A 14,730-nucleotide genomic window follows, 5' to 3' on the forward strand; every position below is an offset into this window, starting at 1 on the left:
AGAAAATCAGGTGCCCTATATCTAGTAAAACTCGCCGGATTTCCAGAGAGTAGTTGCGCCGCTACGGCACGCGAGCCCCGTTAAGCCTCAATTACCATATGAGCGCCGGGTTTTACCAGTGCCAAGATGTGCTTCATGTGTTCAGGATAAACAGCAACACATCCCTCTGTGGGCTCATAGCCTTCACGGGCGATGTGAAAGAAAATGGCGCTTCCTCTCCCCGGAACCGCTGGAAACATGTTGCAATCTAATACCACGACCACATCATAGAGCCGGTCTTCTCGCCACATGCGCTCGTGACTGGCATCAAAGGGAAGCTCTACGGGCCGGTTGTAGGCTAAATGTTCGGCCTCATCACACCAGCCATCGTTTTGTGAGAGCGCAAAGGCGGGCAGGTGAGTCGTCTCCAGCACGGCTTTGTCAGGACGGTAGTAGACATTCAGCAGTTCAAACGTCCCGACAGGCGTGCTGCCATCACCTTCCGTCTTGTCGCGGTTGATACCTGAACGCCCCAATGCACACGGAAACGTGAACTCGCCGAGAGAGAGTTCGCCTTGATGCGCGAGTGGGCCCACATGGCGCACAACCAAGGTTTGGTTGTTGTTTGCACCGGATGGGGAATGAACAGGGAGCATTGGGCTAACTCTCGACCTTCAGTCTTCAGTGGGTTTGACGGCTCAAGAATAAACTTCATATCACCGCCGCGTGAAACAGATTTTATGGCGCAATCTTGTTTAAGGATCGATTTTTGCGAGCTTTTTGAAAAGTGATCAGGTTAGTATAACTGCAAATATAGTCCAAAGGTGAACCGATGACTGCACGCAAAATCCTGATCGTGGATGACGACAACGACCTGCGCGAGGCTCTGGTGGAACAACTGTCGCTTTACGACGAGTTTGAAACCACTGAGGCGAGCACTGCTGCAGAAGGCCTTAAAATCGCGAAAGCCGACCATTTCGATCTGTTGATCATGGACGTCGGTTTGCCAGACATTGACGGTCGGGAAGCCGTTAAACTTCTGCGCAAGAGCGATTTTCGTGCGCCAATCATCATGCTGACCGGCCATGACGGCGATAGCGACACTATTCTCGGCCTGGAGGCCGGTGCGAACGATTATGTCACCAAGCCATTCAAGTTCGCGGTACTGCTCGCCCGCATTCGTGCTCACTTGCGGCAACACGAACAGAGTGAAGATGCCGTGTTCACCATCGGTCGATACACCTTCCAGCCATCAGCCAAGGTGATGGTTGATGAAGGTGGAACCAAGGTGCGTCTGACGGAAAAGGAAACTTCGATCCTGAAGTTCCTGTACCGCGCTGGCGAAAAGCCGGTCACCCGAGACGTCCTCCTGCATGAGGTGTGGGGCTACAACTCAGGGGTGACAACGCACACGCTGGAAACGCATATTTACCGTTTGCGTCAAAAGGTTGAGCGCGATCCCTCAAATGCTGAGCTGTTGGTTACAGAAGCCGGTGGATATAAGCTTGTGCCTTGAACCGTTCAGCGGTAATTCAAAGGTATGAGCTTAGCCCGCGATATCAGCGTCTTGCGACGCGTGCCTATGTTGTCGACTTTCTCGGATGACCAGCTTCGTCTGCTGGCCTTTAGTGCTGAGTCGGTATCCGTGCCCAAAGGTCGTGCGATCTTCGAAGAGGGAGAGCGCGCAGAAGGCGGAATTGTGATCGCTGAAGGCTCAGTGCGTCTCGAAACAGGCATGGGCGATCAAGCGGTTCAGCATGGGACCTATGGTGAAGGTACACTTCTGGGTGAAAGCGCGCTGCTTGCCGAGGGGTTCCGTCCCGTGCGTGCTGTAGCTCTGGAAGATTGCACTCTGATCCGCATTCGCCGGGCGTTGTTCGCCCGTATGCTCTCTGAGTTTCCTGAGATTGCTGTTGAGCTCCTCAAAACCCGTAGTGAACGCTTTGCCGCAACAACAGAAGCGCTGAAACGTGTCGGATCCCGTTTGGACTATGCGGAACGCATCGATCAGCAACGCTTACAAGAAAAAGCCAAACGCTCCAAAGGTGAGTAGGTCTTGCAAATTCTCGGCATGAGGTGGATGCCCCTGTAGGCATCCGTCAGGAAGTGCCGAGTAAAACAAGCAGCCCTTTCATCAAGTCATAAACAAAAAGCCCCAACCAGTGGCTGGGGCTTTGACTTATGCCGACGGACCCTAGTGCCAAGGATGGGTCTTGGCTTTCTCTTCCTCGTGAGCATCGATATGGGCGGTCTTCTCAAGAGTGAGGCCGATATCGTCAAGGCCGTTCAGCAGGCAGTGCTTACGGAACTCATCAATCTCAAAGCTGATTTCGCCGCCGTCCGGGCCGTGAATCTTTTGTACTTCAAGGTCGACCGTCAGCGTTGCATTGGCTCCGCGGTTTGCGTCATCGAGAAGCTTTTCCAGTGCTGCTTCGGAAACCACGATCGGCAAAATGCCGTTTTTGAAGCAGTTGTTGTAAAAGATGTCCGCGAATGAAGTGGAGATAACAACGCGGATACCGAAATCCAGCAAGGCCCATGGGGCGTGCTCGCGGGACGAGCCGCAACCAAAGTTGTCGCCTGCCACAAGGATCTGTGCTTCGCGGTAGCCCGGTTTGTTCAGAACGAACTCAGCGTTTTCGGAGCCATCCTCATGTGTGCGCATTTCGTGAAACAGCGCAGTTCCAAGGCCGGTGCGTTTAATGGTCTTCAGAAACTGCTTCGGGATGATCATATCGGTGTCGATGTTGACCAATGGCAGCGGAGCCGCAACCCCAGTTAATTTAGTGAACTTTTCCACGAGCAGGTTCTCCTCGAAACTCTGGTTCTTTTGGTTCTGCCGTCAGTCGACAGTCAGACCGCTTTTTTGATCGATGCCCAGCATCAGATTAAGGTTCTGGACAGCAGCGCCCGAAGCGCCCTTGCCCAGATTGTCATAAACCGCCATCAACACAGCCTGCGCGCGGTCGTCATTGGCAAAGACGTAAAGGCGCATTGTGTTGGTGCCGTTAAAGGTTTCGGGGTTAAGTTCAGGAACTTTCTGCACAGCCTCAAATGGCGCAACTTCCACAAAACCCTCTGAATCTGCGTAGTAATCAGAGATGGCTTCGTGAAGGGTCTTGCCACTAGGGGCGCTCTTCAATGCGCTCAGTTGCAAAGGAATGCAGGTCACCATGCCTTGCGCGTAGTTGCCAACAGCCGGCTGGAACAGTGGTGCCACATCCAGTTTTGCATTCAGCTGCATTTCCGGCAGATGCTTGTGATTGAAGCCAAGCGCATAGGGCATGTAAGGCGCTGGCTGCGCCTCACTTTCATAGGTTTCAATCATTTGCCGCCCGCCACCCGAATACCCAGAGATGGCGTTCATGGTGAGGGGGAAGTCTGCAGGGATCAGCCCACCTTCAACAAGCGGCCGCACCGTGGCAATCAAGCCCTGAGGATAGCAGCCTGGGTTTGAAACAAAGCGTCCTTCAGCAATAGCTTGCTTTTGGCCCTTTGCCATTTCAGCAAAGCCGTAGTTCCATTCAGGGTCCACGCGATGCGCTGTCGAGGCATCAATGACCTTGGTCTTTGAGTTCTCGATCAGGCTCACACTTTCCTTCGCAGCGTCGTCTGGAAGGCAAAGGATGGCAACATCTGCCGCATTCAGGAGCTCGGCACGAGCGGAGAGTTCCTTACGGCGTGCAGGGTCGATGCTGATCAGCTCGATGTCACGGCGGCCGGCCAGACGCTCGCGGATCTGCAGACCCGTTGTTCCGGCTTCTCCGTCGATAAATACACGCGCTGTCATGACGACCTAACTCCTTGGCTCGTAAACATTGAATTGCCGAGCCTTTTACACTTAAACGCCCAAAATGTCACAATTTGAATTGTCCTATAAGCGGGCTCGAAAAGGTAGCGCTCTGTCCTCAAGTGGGCGTTGAGTGCGTCTCAAGCAAAAAATACGGTGATCAACTTACATCGCAGTCTGCGTTAGAGTGGTTTGCCGTGGGCGTCTGAGGTAGCTTCGCAGGATCAGGCAGCGGACTTTTCGAGGCAGAATCTCATAAAAGTCAAAGGTCTGTCGCTTGATAGTGTTCGATACCGCGCCCACCTTAAGGCACCAGTTGGACAAACGTGCGCACGATCCGGCTCTTGGAATTCTGTTGGTAAAGCCGAGCCATGTTTGTCTCCCCTAAACCGGACGAGAGGCCCAAACATGTCCGATGCCATGACGCTAACAAAAGAAACCCTTATTGATAGCACCTGCAAGCTGCTGAAGAACGAGAACGACGCGCTGGCCAGGTTTGCCAGCGATCTATTCAAACTCGCAGATGCAGAAGATCTGGCACACTACACTTCCGAAGATCTGTCCGCGCTCGTCAACGTGGCGTGGGAGGACTTTCAAAGCCACCCCAAAGGCCTCCAGCGGATCAGCGTGTTTAATCCGGAAGCGCCGAAGGGTTCCCGGCTCGAGAATGTGACTGTCGTTGAAATTTTGAACGACAACATGCCGTTTCTCGTTTCGTCAGTGATGGGCCACCTGACCGTAAACGGCTACGACCCGCAGCTCGTGTTGCACCCGTTGTTTACGGTAGAGCGCGATGCGGACGGAAACCTTCAAGAATTTCATGGGTCAGTTGGACCAAGCGGAGATGCGGTTCGGCGTGAAAGCTTCATCCACATTCACGTTCCTCGCCTCGACACGGACCAGCAGCGCGCTGACTTGACCGCCGCCCTGCGTCTGATCATGGACGATGTGCGCTGCGCCGTGAACGACTGGCAGCCGATGCGTGCCCGGTTGCAGCAGGCGATTGAAGCTTACACCAATACCCGCACGCCTTATTCCAAGGCCCAGCTGGATGAAGCGATTCAGTTCCTTGAATGGATGGCAGCAGATAACTTCACGCTGCTCGGCATGCGTGAGTTCATTTTCGAAGGTGGCGTGGAAAAGGGCGACCTTGAGTTTATTCAGGGCACCGGTTTGGGATTGCTAGCCGATCCGGATGTTCGCGTGTTGCGACGTGGCTCCGAGTTTGTCGTGATGACACCTGAAATTCGCGACTTCCTGCTTAAGCCAGAGCCGCTGATCATCGCCAAGGCCAATGTGAAGAGCCGCGTGCACCGTCCCGTTCACATGGACTACATCGGCGTAAAGCTTTTTGACGAAAACGGGGTGCTCACTGGCGAGCTGCGCATCGTGGGCTTGTTCACCTCCACCGCGTACACCCGCTCCACCTCTTCGATACCATACATCCGCCAAAAAGTGGCGCAGGTCATGCGGATGCATGGCTTCGATCCCGAAAGTCACAGTGGCCGCGCACTAAGAAACGTGCTGGAAGAATATCCCCGTGATGACCTGTTCCAGATTGATACGGAAACCCTCTACGAGTTTTCAAAGGCGATTCTGCAGCTCGGCGAACGCCCTCGGGTCCGTGTCCTATCACGCCGAGACAAGTTCGAGCGCTTCGCCTCCATCCTGACGTTTATCCCGCGGGATCGTTTCACGACCCAAATTCGGGAACGCGTTGGCGCTTACATGGCCGAAGCTTTCGATGGCCGCATTTCTGCCTGGTACATTTCGTATCCGGAAGGACCGTTGGTTCGCGTGCACTACATTATTGGACGCGACAGTGGTGAAACGCCGAACCCGCAGCAGAAAGACCTTGAAGAAGCGGTCGAAGAGATCATCAGCTCTTGGCAGGATCTGCTGGCTGATGCGCTTAACGACAGCCATGAACCTTCTGTGGCCCGTTCCCTTCTTAAACGCTACAGCAGTGCGTTTGACGGCAGTTACTCGGCGGTCACCTCTCCGCATATGGCGCTTGATGATATCCGCCATATGGAGAAGATCACATCGGCCCGTCCCCTGCTGATCAAGTTCTACAAGCGCGAGGCGTCCTCCAGTCGTCAGCTTTCTCTGCGCACGTATCACAGCGAATCCCCACTTGCCCTTTCAACGCGGGTTCCGCTGCTTGAAAATATGGGCTTTCGGGTCATCAACGAGCGAACCTACCGCATAAACCCAAATGGCAAGCCAATGCGCTATCTGCACGATACGACGTTGCAGGTCGAAGGGGATGATGCGCACGATCTTACCAACGCCGATATTGAGCGGCTTGGCGCATTGTTTCTGGCCGTTTGGAATGGTCAAGCAGAGAGCGATGGCTATAACGCTCTGGCTCTTAAGGCGAGCCTTGCATGGCGGGATATCGCCGTGCTGCGCGCTTTGTCCCGGTATTTGCGTCAGGCAGGTATCCTCTATTCCGAGGACTACATGTGGGGCGCACTGAACCGCTATCCAGAGATCTCCAGAGACCTGCTTGAGTACTTCCATACGCGTTTCAACCCGGGCATCAGCGAAGGTGACCGCAGCACAGCGGCGGCGAAAATTGATGAACGCATCATGGCAGCGCTGGATGGCGTTGATAGCTTGGATGACGATCGGATCATTCGCCGGTTCAAGAACCTGATTGAGGGTTTGCTGCGCACCAACTTCTACCAGCTCGACGACAAGGGAATGCCTAAAGGTACGTTCGCCTTCAAGCTGGCACCGCACATGCTGGAAGAACTGCCGAAGCCGTTGCCTTACCGTGAAATGTTCGTTTACAGCCCGCGGGTTGAAGGCGTGCACATGCGTTTCGGTACCGTTGCCCGAGGCGGCTTGCGCTGGTCAGACCGCGCTCAGGACTTCCGCACCGAGGTGTTGGGTCTTGTGAAAGCACAGCAGGTTAAAAATGCAGTTATTGTTCCGGTAGGCGCCAAAGGCGGCTTCTTGCCGAAGCAGCTTCCCAAAGCTGGCACTCGCGATGAAATCTTCAAGGAGGGCACGGAAGCCTACAAGATCTTCATTTCATCCCTCCTCGATGTGACGGACAATCTGGATGGAGATGTTATTTCTCCGCCTAAGGAAGTGGTTCGCCATGACGCAGATGATCCGTATCTTGTGGTGGCTGCGGACAAGGGCACCGCGACGTTCTCAGACACAGCAAACAGCCTGTCCGAAGGGCGTCAGTTCTGGTTGGGGGATGCCTTCGCTTCCGGTGGTTCTGCGGGCTATGATCACAAGAAGATGGGCATCACGGCACGCGGTGGCTGGGAAGCCGTGAAGCGCCATTTCCGCGAAATGGACCGCGATATTCAGAAGGAGCCATTCACCGTTTGCGGTGTGGGCGACATGTCAGGTGATGTCTTCGGAAACGGAATGTTGCTTTCCAAGGCAACACGTCTGGTCGCAGCGTTCGACCACCGCGACATTTTCATTGACCCGAATCCGGATCCAGCCGCCAGTTGGTCAGAGCGCAAACGCATCTTTGATTTGGGGCGCTCCTCTTGGCAGGACTATGACAAGTCTCTGATCTCCGAGGGAGGTGGCATCTTCCCCCGCTCAGCAAAATCCATTGAGCTTTCCATACAGATTCAAAAGTTGCTGGGGCTGAACAAGGCCAAATGTTCTCCGCAAGAACTCATGACAGCCATCTTGAAGATGGAAGCTGACCTTCTTTGGTTCGGCGGCATCGGCACATACGTGCGTGCAAACTCTGAGACGGACGCCTCCGTGGGCGATCGTGCGAACGATGCCATCCGTGTTACGGCCTCTGATCTTCGCGTAAAGGTCATTGGAGAGGGGGCGAACCTCGGCATTACCCAGAAGGCACGCATCGAGTTTGCCCGAGAAGGTGGCCGGTGCAACTCCGATGCCATCGACAACTCCGCAGGCGTGAACTCCTCGGACGTTGAGGTGAACATCAAGATTGCGCTGGGCTCGGCTGTGAAATCCGGAAAGCTCAATACAGAAAGCCGTAATGAGCTGCTGGCGAGTATGACCGACAACGTGGCGTCTCTGGTCTTGCGGAACAACTATCTGCAGACGCTCGCCATATCGCTGACGGAACTTCGCGGGCTTGAAGATACCGGCTATCAGGTGCGTCTCATGCGCCAGCTCGAAAGCCAGGACTTGCTCGACCGGGCTGTTGAGGATCTGCCGGATGATTTGACGATTGAGGAACGCGTGAAGCAGGGCGAGGGTCTGTCTCGTCCAGAGATTGGAGTGCTGCTGGCCTATGCCAAGCTGACGCTTTACGACAAGTTGCTTGAAAGTTCGGTACCTGATGACGCTTATCTGGCTAAAGAGCTGTATCGATATTTCCCTGAGCAGATGCGAGAGGCGTACGCTGACGAAATCGAGGGTCATCGTCTGCGCCGCGAAATCATCGCAACCATGCTGGCCAACTCCATCATCAATCGGGGCGGTCCAACTTTCGTGACCCGCCTGGTCGACAAGTCTGGTTCAACTGAAGCGGATCTTGCCATGGCATTCGCAGCAGTTCGTGATGCCTATGGGCTGACTGAGTTGAACGAGGAGATCAACGCACTCGACACCATCATTCCAGGCGAGTTGCAGCTTGAACTTTATCTGGCCATTCAAAACCTGTTCCATGGTCAGGTTCTGTGGTTCCTGCGCAATGTTTCCTTTGCCGATGGCATCGAGGCTGCTGTCAAGCGGTTCAAGGACAACGTTGAAACCTTGTCTCCACGCCTTGAAACCTTCCTGCCGGAAAACGACGCCAAGTCCCTTACAGAGGAAACGGAGCGTCTGGTGATGGCAGGAGTTCCGGTCATGATCGCAGGGCGCATTGCACGCCTGCCCGGTGAAGTGATGATCCCGGATATCGTATTGGTGGCTGAAAAGATTGGCAAGCAGACTACCGATGTGGCTGCATGCTTCTTCCATATCGCCAACGAGTTCAGCTTCAGCCGTATCGATGAGCTGGCCCGTGAGTTCGATATTCGTGACTATTACGACGGACTTGCTCTGGACCGGGCCCGTTCAATCCTGGCCGAAGCCCACCGCGAGTTGACCGCACAAGCCATTGTCCACCCAGACGGCGTTGGTGGTTGGCTGGATGAGCGCAAGACGAAGGTGGACCGCACGAAGGTCGCAGTTCAGGAAATCCTTGAGAAGGATCTGACTGTTTCCAAGTTCTCGGTTGCCGCCAGCATGCTGGCAGAGCTTGCAGGCTAGAAATCAGAAAGGCGCCTCCGTTGGGGGCGCCTTTTTCATCGGTCCGGATAGAGCGATCAAATCTTTCGCAGGGCGACCGAAGTAATCCGGTGTTCTGCACCCTTGGTGATGATCAGATCCGCCCGAGGCCGGGACGGCAGAATGTTCTGCCGCAGGTTCTGTAAATTGATGTTCTGCCAGAGGTCCTTTGCGATGGCTTGTGCTTCTTCATCTGTGACCTTTGAGAACTTGTGGAAGTAAGAGTCTGGGTCCTGAAAGGCTGTTTCCCGCAGGCGCATGAAGCGTTGAAGGTACCAGCGCTGCAGTGCTGCTTCTTCCGCATCAATATAGACCGAGAAGTCAAAGAAATCCGAAACGAACGGAACAGCCTTTGCGCCGCGGGAGAGTGCAGTGGTCTGCAGAACATTCAAGCCCTCGACGATCAGGATGTCAGGCTGATCCACCGTGATGTACTGGCCGGGCATCACGTCATAGAAAAAGTGCGAGTAGACCGGAGCCTGTACCGATGATTTGCCGGCTTTCAGGTCTGTGAGGAACTTCAGGAGAGCAGGTCGGTCATAGCTTTCCGGGAACCCCTTACGGCGCATCAGGCCTTCGCTCTCAAGCACCGCGTTCGGGAACAGGAAACCATCCGTGGTCAGAAGGTCTACTTTTGGGCTTTGAGGCCAGCGACGCATCAATGCCTGAATAAGACGTGCGGTCGTGGACTTGCCAACGGCAACAGAGCCCGCCACCCCGATGATGAACGGTGTTTTGCGGCCGTTGGTGCCAAGAAAACGCTTGGTCGCACGGTGCAGTTTTTGCGTGGCTTCGACGTAATACGCGAGCAGACGGGAAAGCGGCAGATAAATGGTTTCCACCTGTTCGATCGACACATAGTCATTCAAACTTTGAACATCTTTGATGTCGTCCGCCGTCAACGTCATTGGCGTATCCGCGCGCAGCTTTGCCCACTCCGACTCGCTAAAGACGGAATAGGGAGAAAGATCCAGCTCGGATACGTTGCTTAAGTCTTGGTTCATCACTGCATTGCCATCAGCTGATGCAACTGGCCGTTCCGTTTCACAGAGGATCAGTCGCTGGCTCTAGAGGCCTTTTCCTGCAAACCTGTCTGCGCTGTGCGAGACTGCAAAGTAGCCATCACGTCAGCGAGCGGCACATCGCTGACCTTTAGAAGGACCAGCAGATGGTACAGCAAATCAGCAGCCTCGCCCGTTAATTCCTGTTTGTCCGGTTTTACCGCTGCAATGGCAGCTTCAACCGCTTCTTCCCCGACCTTCTGAGCGCATTTTGCAACGCCTTTGCCGATCAACTTCCGGGTGTATGAAAGCTCGTCATCACTCGTCGCGCGCTGATCCACAATAGCTTCGAGGTCTTCCAGGGTAAATCTAGTCATAGGGATAGCCTAGTTCGTTCCATTTACTACACTCGATTATGGATCAAGCCGCATCGGCACGCCGGCTTTGGCCATGTGTGCCTTGGCTTCCTGAATGGAGTAGGTTCCAAAATGGAAGATTGATGCTGCAAGCACTGCCGTGGCATGTCCGTCCCTGACGCCTTCAACGAGATGATCAAGAGTGCCTACACCGCCCGAGGCAATAACCGGCACAGTCACCGCGTCAGCAATGGCGCGGGTCAGTGGGATGTTATAGCCCTCTTTCGTGCCGTCCCGGTCCATAGACGTGACGAGTAACTCACCAGCACCCAGTTCAACAGCCCTTTTGGCAAACGCGATGGCGTCGATACCTGTCGGGGTTCGGCCTCCGTGCGTGAAAATCTCGAACCGATCTTCTTCACCGTCAGCCGACACCTTCTTGGCATCGATGGAAACCACAATGCACTGGCTGCCGAATTTTTCTGCGGCCTCGCGAATAAACTCAGGGTTCTTGACCGCTGCGGTGTTGATGGAAACCTTGTCAGCACCTGCGTTAAGCAGCTTGCGAATGTCTTCCACGGTGCGCACACCGCCGCCAACGGTCACCGGCATGAAGCACGCTTCTGCGGTGCGCTGTACCACGTCATAGATTGTGTCGCGGTTGTCACTGGACGCGGTAATATCCAGAAAGGTCAGCTCATCTGCGCCAGCGGCATCGTAGGCTTTTGCGGCCTCAACCGGATCGCCCGCGTCGATGAGGTCAACAAAATTGACGCCTTTCACCACACGGCCGTCCTTGACATCCAGACATGGAATGATGCGGGCCTTCAGCGTCATGCCAGATCCTCCCGGCTCTTTCGGATGAGATCGAGGGCTTCTTTCGGATCAAGGCGGCCGTCATAAAGCGCACGACCGGAAATCGCTCCCTCCAAAATATCGCAGTCTGGTTGGATCAGGCGCTCGATGTCTTCGATGCCGGCTAGGCCACCGGAGGCGATCACCGGAATGGAGACGGCGTTGGCCAGTTCCAGTGTAGAAGGAATATTCAGGCCCTTCAGCACTCCGTCCCGATCAATATCGGTGTAAATGATTGCCGCAACGCCCGCGTCTTCAAACTGCTTTGCCAATTCAATGACGGTGAGTTCGGAGGTTTCCGCCCAGCCCTCAACGGCGACCTTGCCGCCCTTCGCGTCAATGCCCACGGAGATCCTATCTGGATACTTCTTGCAGGCTTCACGCACCAGATCAGGGTCGCGCAGCGCGACTGTCCCAAGGATCACGCGGGCGATACCCTTGGCTAGCCAGCTATCGATGTGTTCCATGGTGCGGATGCCGCCGCCCAGCTGCACCGGATTGGTCGTTGCAGAAAGAATGGCGTCTACGGCGTCGCCATTGCGGCTTTCGCCAGCGAAAGCGCCATCCAGATCCACCACATGCAGCCATTCAAAGCCCTGATCTTGAAAGGCTTTCGCTTGAGCGGCGGGGCTGTCGTTAAACACGGTTGCCTGCGCCATGTCACCCAGCTTCAGGCGAACGCATTGACCTTCTTTGAGGTCGATTGCGGGAAAAATGATCATCGTGCTGTCCTCTGGACCTTTGTTGTCTGGCGGCGGCCGTTTATGGCGCCCAGCTCAGGAAATTGGAAATCAGCTGCAAGCCCAGCTTCTGGCTCTTTTCCGGGTGGAACTGTGTCCCGATCATATTGTCGCGGCCAACCATCGCTGTGAAAGTGCCGCCATAATCAAAGCTTGCGATACGATCTTCCTGACGCGCCACAGCAAAATGGTAGGAGTGCACGAAGTAGGCGTGAAGCCCATCCGGGCCGGTGGCAATGCCATCCAGTACTGGATGACTGCCATCGCGTACGTCGATTGTGTTCCAACCCATATGCGGGATCTTCAGGCTGTCCCCCTGAACTTCCATGGCCGAAACATCTCCCTGAATCCAGCCAAGGCCGTCACTGGTTTCAAACTCCAGACCGCGCTCCGCCAGAAGCTGCATGCCAACGCAAATGCCAAAGAACGGACGGCCTTTACCAACTACAGCTTCCTGCAGTGCTTCTTCCATGCCGGACACAGCTTGAAGGCCTCGGCGGCAATCAGCAAAGGCACCTACACCCGGGAGAACAATTCGGTCTGCCTTGGCAACTACGTCTGGGTCAGAAGTCACATGAACATGATGGGCGTGCGCATGACCATGGGCTACTCGCTCAAACGCCTTGGCAGCGGAGCGAAGATTACCAGATCCATAGTCGATGATTGCGACGCTCATCAAGCGTACTCCTTCTTCAAAAGCTCTTATATTTTTGTTGGTTAGTCGTTCAAGGTCAGGCCAACAACACTATGCTCACTGAACCGGGGTGCAGTTGCCCCATGCGCAGGCGATGGCGTTGAATTGACCGGTGCGCCAACGTCATTGAGCCAGAAATCAAAGAAACGCACCTCGGCCTCGTCCCGGTTTCGGGCACTTATGATGCCCAATGTCTGCCAGTTCTTGCGTTCAAGGCTCCAGACCCTCAAGGCGCTGCCCTCTATGGCAAACAAAAGCGCAAAGCCAATGGCAAAAACTCCGGGTGCTGCGCCCCCGACGGAGTCCGCAGCAATTTGGATGGCGGCTACTGCTACCAGATAACCCAAAAAAGCCAGCCACATGCGGTTGTACAAAAGCCAGATGATTGGGATCAGAAGGGCGCCCCATGAGAAGCCATCTTTGACAAATGTAATGCGCTGTGCGTTAGCCTCGGTCAGCTTTTCTGCTGTCACCTCGGGCGGTGCCATAACAACATAGGTCGCCACGTCTCACACTCCCCGCTTTGGCTGTCAGCCGCCCAGCTGACCCTTGGTGGTTGGTACGCGCCCGGCCTGTCGTGGATCAAGCTCCATAGCTGTTCGCATGGTTCGAGCGACAGCTTTAAAACAGGTTTCAGCGATATGATGACTGTTTGTACCGTAGAGCGTAGCGAGATGCAAAGTGAAGCCTGCATTCATCGCAAACGCGCGGAAGAATTCTTCAAACAGCTCAGTGTCGTAGCTTCCGATCTTGTCTTTCGGAAACTCTACTTGCCAGACAAGGAAAGGGCGTCCGGAAACGTCCAGCGCGCAACGAGTCAATGCTTCGTCCATTGCCAGATGGGTGTCTGCATACCGGGTGATGCCGCTCATGTCGCCAAGTGCTTGCTTGAAGGCCTGGCCGAGCGCAATGCCCACATCTTCAGTGGTGTGATGATCATCGATATGGGTATCACCCTTGGCGCGAATGGTGATATCGACCAAAGAATGTCGGGAGAGCTGCTCCAGCATGTGGTCAAAGAAACCCACGCCGGTGTCGATGTCGTAGGTGCCGGTGCCATCAAGATTCACAGAAACGCTCACATCGGTTTCTTTTGTCTTGCGCGTAATGGTTGCCTGGCGCATGGCTCATCCTCGTGTTGTAGCTCAGCTTATATGGCAAACTAGTCTGGTTGAAGGTCAGCAAGAGACGGGCCGTTTTAGCAGGCTGATTGTATTGTGAAAATACCCGAAAATGAAAAAGATCGTTTCGGCTTTCTCAATTGGCGTTTTGGTTCGCCATGCGCCTGTTGGGCCTAGTATTTTGGCGGTTTAGGTGATACGACCTCAGCCGTTTATCTAGCCTCAAGCTGCGGAGCCCTTCATGTCTTTCAAACCTACAACTGCACGGGATCGCCTGATCCTCGCTCTGGACGTCCCGACGGTGGAGGAGGCGCAAACCATTGTCGACGAAACGAAAGGCGCCGTAGGTACTTACAAGATCGGCATGCAGCTTCAGTTCGCAGGCGGTCTGACCTTTGCCGAAGAACTAGCGCGTGAAGGACACTCCATCTTTCTGGATGTAAAGCTGCTCGACATCGACAACACCATCGCAAGTGCAGTGAAGAACGTGGCCAAGATGGGCATGAAGTTCATGACCCTTCATGCCTACCCAAAGACCATGCGCGCGGCGGTGGATGCGCTTGCAGAGGTTGGCAACAAGGATCTTTGTCTTCTTGGTGTAACTGTTCTCACTTCTATGGATGAGCGCGATCTTGGCGACGCGGGATATGTTGGCCCCATCGCGGATCTGGTGGAAGCTCGCGCCAAACAGGCCAGCGCAACCGGCATGGGCGGAATTGTGTGTTCACCTGTCGAAGCAGCCGCCATGCGCGCTGCTGTGGGCGATAGCCTTGCCATCATCACACCGGGCGTACGTCCTGCTGGAGCCGATGTCGGTGATCAGAAACGGATTATGACGCCTGGTGATGCCGTAACGGCGGGCGCGGATTATCTGGTGGTCGGTCGGCCAATCCTGAAAGCGGCAGACCGCCGCGCGGCCGCACAAGCCATCTGCCGCGAAATTGAAGCAGCGTTGGCGTAAC

At 54.9% G+C, this 14,730-nt stretch carries 14 protein-coding genes; 4 read left to right on the forward strand and 10 right to left on the reverse strand.

The window, feature by feature from the left end:
• Positions 1-80: 80 nt before the first annotated feature.
• Positions 81-635, reverse strand: a complete 555-nt coding sequence (locus tag Q3Y58_RS00595; RefSeq protein WP_319620582.1) for a L,D-transpeptidase family protein — start codon at positions 633-635, stop codon at positions 81-83.
• A gap of 176 nt (positions 636-811) precedes the next feature.
• Here Q3Y58_RS00595 and Q3Y58_RS00600 point away from each other — a divergent pair, with 176 nt between their 5' ends.
• Entirely contained in the window at positions 812-1,495 is a 684-nt protein-coding gene (locus tag Q3Y58_RS00600; RefSeq protein ID WP_274217844.1) for a response regulator transcription factor, read from the forward strand.
• Between the two features lie 24 nt (positions 1,496-1,519).
• Positions 1,520-2,032 carry a cyclic nucleotide-binding domain-containing protein gene (locus Q3Y58_RS00605; protein ID WP_274217845.1) on the forward strand — a complete coding sequence of 171 codons (513 nt, stop codon included), beginning with the start codon at positions 1,520-1,522 and terminating at the stop codon, positions 2,030-2,032.
• 141 nt (positions 2,033-2,173) lie between these two features.
• Here Q3Y58_RS00605 and leuD read toward each other — a convergent pair whose 3' ends face one another.
• Positions 2,174-2,779, reverse strand: coding sequence for a 3-isopropylmalate dehydratase small subunit (gene leuD / locus Q3Y58_RS00610; RefSeq protein ID WP_319620584.1), 606 nt, complete (start codon positions 2,777-2,779; stop codon positions 2,174-2,176).
• Positions 2,780-2,821: 42 nt separating this feature from the next.
• A complete protein-coding gene (argC, locus tag Q3Y58_RS00615) occupies positions 2,822-3,769 on the reverse strand; it encodes an N-acetyl-gamma-glutamyl-phosphate reductase (RefSeq protein WP_319620585.1) in 948 nt (315 codons plus the stop codon).
• A gap of 408 nt (positions 3,770-4,177) precedes the next feature.
• Here argC and Q3Y58_RS00620 point away from each other — a divergent pair, with 408 nt between their 5' ends.
• The gene (locus tag Q3Y58_RS00620) at positions 4,178-8,983 is read left to right on the forward strand and encodes an NAD-glutamate dehydrogenase (protein ID WP_319620586.1); all 4,806 of its coding nucleotides are present in this window, start codon (positions 4,178-4,180) and stop codon (positions 8,981-8,983) included.
• 56 nt (positions 8,984-9,039) lie between these two features.
• Here the strand turns inward: Q3Y58_RS00620 and coaA are convergent, their stop codons facing one another.
• From coaA to hisB, 7 genes are read right to left on the reverse strand one after another with little or no spacing between them, the layout of a single operon-like run.
• The gene (coaA, locus tag Q3Y58_RS00625; RefSeq protein WP_274217850.1) at positions 9,040-10,005 is read right to left on the reverse strand and encodes a type I pantothenate kinase; all 966 of its coding nucleotides are present in this window, start codon (positions 10,003-10,005) and stop codon (positions 9,040-9,042) included.
• Between the two features lie 50 nt (positions 10,006-10,055).
• Entirely contained in the window at positions 10,056-10,379 is a 324-nt protein-coding gene (locus Q3Y58_RS00630) for a phosphoribosyl-ATP diphosphatase (RefSeq protein WP_274217851.1), read from the reverse strand.
• A 36-nt stretch (positions 10,380-10,415) separates the two neighbouring features.
• The gene (hisF, locus tag Q3Y58_RS00635; RefSeq protein ID WP_274217852.1) at positions 10,416-11,195 is read right to left on the reverse strand and encodes an imidazole glycerol phosphate synthase subunit HisF; all 780 of its coding nucleotides are present in this window, start codon (positions 11,193-11,195) and stop codon (positions 10,416-10,418) included.
• The gene (gene hisA / locus Q3Y58_RS00640; RefSeq protein WP_319620587.1) at positions 11,192-11,935 is read right to left on the reverse strand and encodes a 1-(5-phosphoribosyl)-5-[(5-phosphoribosylamino)methylideneamino]imidazole-4-carboxamide isomerase; all 744 of its coding nucleotides are present in this window, start codon (positions 11,933-11,935) and stop codon (positions 11,192-11,194) included. Before hisA ends, hisF begins: the two co-directional genes overlap by 4 nt.
• Before the next feature lie 40 nt (positions 11,936-11,975).
• The gene (gene hisH / locus Q3Y58_RS00645; RefSeq protein WP_274217854.1) at positions 11,976-12,629 is read right to left on the reverse strand and encodes an imidazole glycerol phosphate synthase subunit HisH; all 654 of its coding nucleotides are present in this window, start codon (positions 12,627-12,629) and stop codon (positions 11,976-11,978) included.
• A 41-nt stretch (positions 12,630-12,670) separates the two neighbouring features.
• Positions 12,671-13,153, reverse strand: a complete 483-nt coding sequence (locus Q3Y58_RS00650; protein WP_319620588.1) for a DUF2628 domain-containing protein — start codon at positions 13,151-13,153, stop codon at positions 12,671-12,673.
• A 24-nt stretch (positions 13,154-13,177) separates the two neighbouring features.
• Positions 13,178-13,771 carry an imidazoleglycerol-phosphate dehydratase HisB gene (gene hisB / locus Q3Y58_RS00655; protein ID WP_274217856.1) on the reverse strand — a complete coding sequence of 198 codons (594 nt, stop codon included), beginning with the start codon at positions 13,769-13,771 and terminating at the stop codon, positions 13,178-13,180.
• A 238-nt stretch (positions 13,772-14,009) separates the two neighbouring features.
• Here hisB and pyrF point away from each other — a divergent pair, with 238 nt between their 5' ends.
• A complete protein-coding gene (pyrF, locus tag Q3Y58_RS00660) occupies positions 14,010-14,729 on the forward strand; it encodes an orotidine-5'-phosphate decarboxylase (RefSeq protein ID WP_319620589.1) in 720 nt (239 codons plus the stop codon).
• Position 14,730 lies beyond the last annotated feature (1 nt).

Origin of the sequence: Nesiotobacter zosterae, assembly GCF_033843645.1 — a bacterium.
Taxonomy (GTDB): Bacteria; Pseudomonadota; Alphaproteobacteria; order Rhizobiales; family Stappiaceae; genus Pseudovibrio; species Pseudovibrio zosterae.

Bases quoted from the DNA above. Each gene is read 5' to 3' on its own strand.
- Q3Y58_RS00595 (WP_319620582.1), bottom strand. From the start codon at position 635: ATGCTCCCTGTTCATTCCCCATCCGGTGCAAACAACAACCAAACCTTG.
- Q3Y58_RS00600 (WP_274217844.1), top strand. From the start codon at position 812: ATGACTGCACGCAAAATCCTGATCGTGGATGACGACAACGACCTGCGC.
- Q3Y58_RS00605 (WP_274217845.1), top strand. From the start codon at position 1,520: ATGAGCTTAGCCCGCGATATCAGCGTCTTGCGACGCGTGCCTATGTTG.
- argC (WP_319620585.1), bottom strand. From the start codon at position 3,769: ATGACAGCGCGTGTATTTATCGACGGAGAAGCCGGAACAACGGGTCTG.
- Q3Y58_RS00620 (WP_319620586.1), top strand. From the start codon at position 4,178: ATGTCCGATGCCATGACGCTAACAAAAGAAACCCTTATTGATAGCACC.
- coaA (WP_274217850.1), bottom strand. From the start codon at position 10,005: ATGAACCAAGACTTAAGCAACGTATCCGAGCTGGATCTTTCTCCCTAT.
- Q3Y58_RS00630 (WP_274217851.1), bottom strand. From the start codon at position 10,379: ATGACTAGATTTACCCTGGAAGACCTCGAAGCTATTGTGGATCAGCGC.
- hisF (WP_274217852.1), bottom strand. From the start codon at position 11,195: ATGACGCTGAAGGCCCGCATCATTCCATGTCTGGATGTCAAGGACGGC.
- hisA (WP_319620587.1), bottom strand. From the start codon at position 11,935: ATGATCATTTTTCCCGCAATCGACCTCAAAGAAGGTCAATGCGTTCGC.
- hisH (WP_274217854.1), bottom strand. From the start codon at position 12,629: ATGAGCGTCGCAATCATCGACTATGGATCTGGTAATCTTCGCTCCGCT.
- hisB (WP_274217856.1), bottom strand. From the start codon at position 13,771: ATGCGCCAGGCAACCATTACGCGCAAGACAAAAGAAACCGATGTGAGC.
- pyrF (WP_319620589.1), top strand. From the start codon at position 14,010: ATGTCTTTCAAACCTACAACTGCACGGGATCGCCTGATCCTCGCTCTG.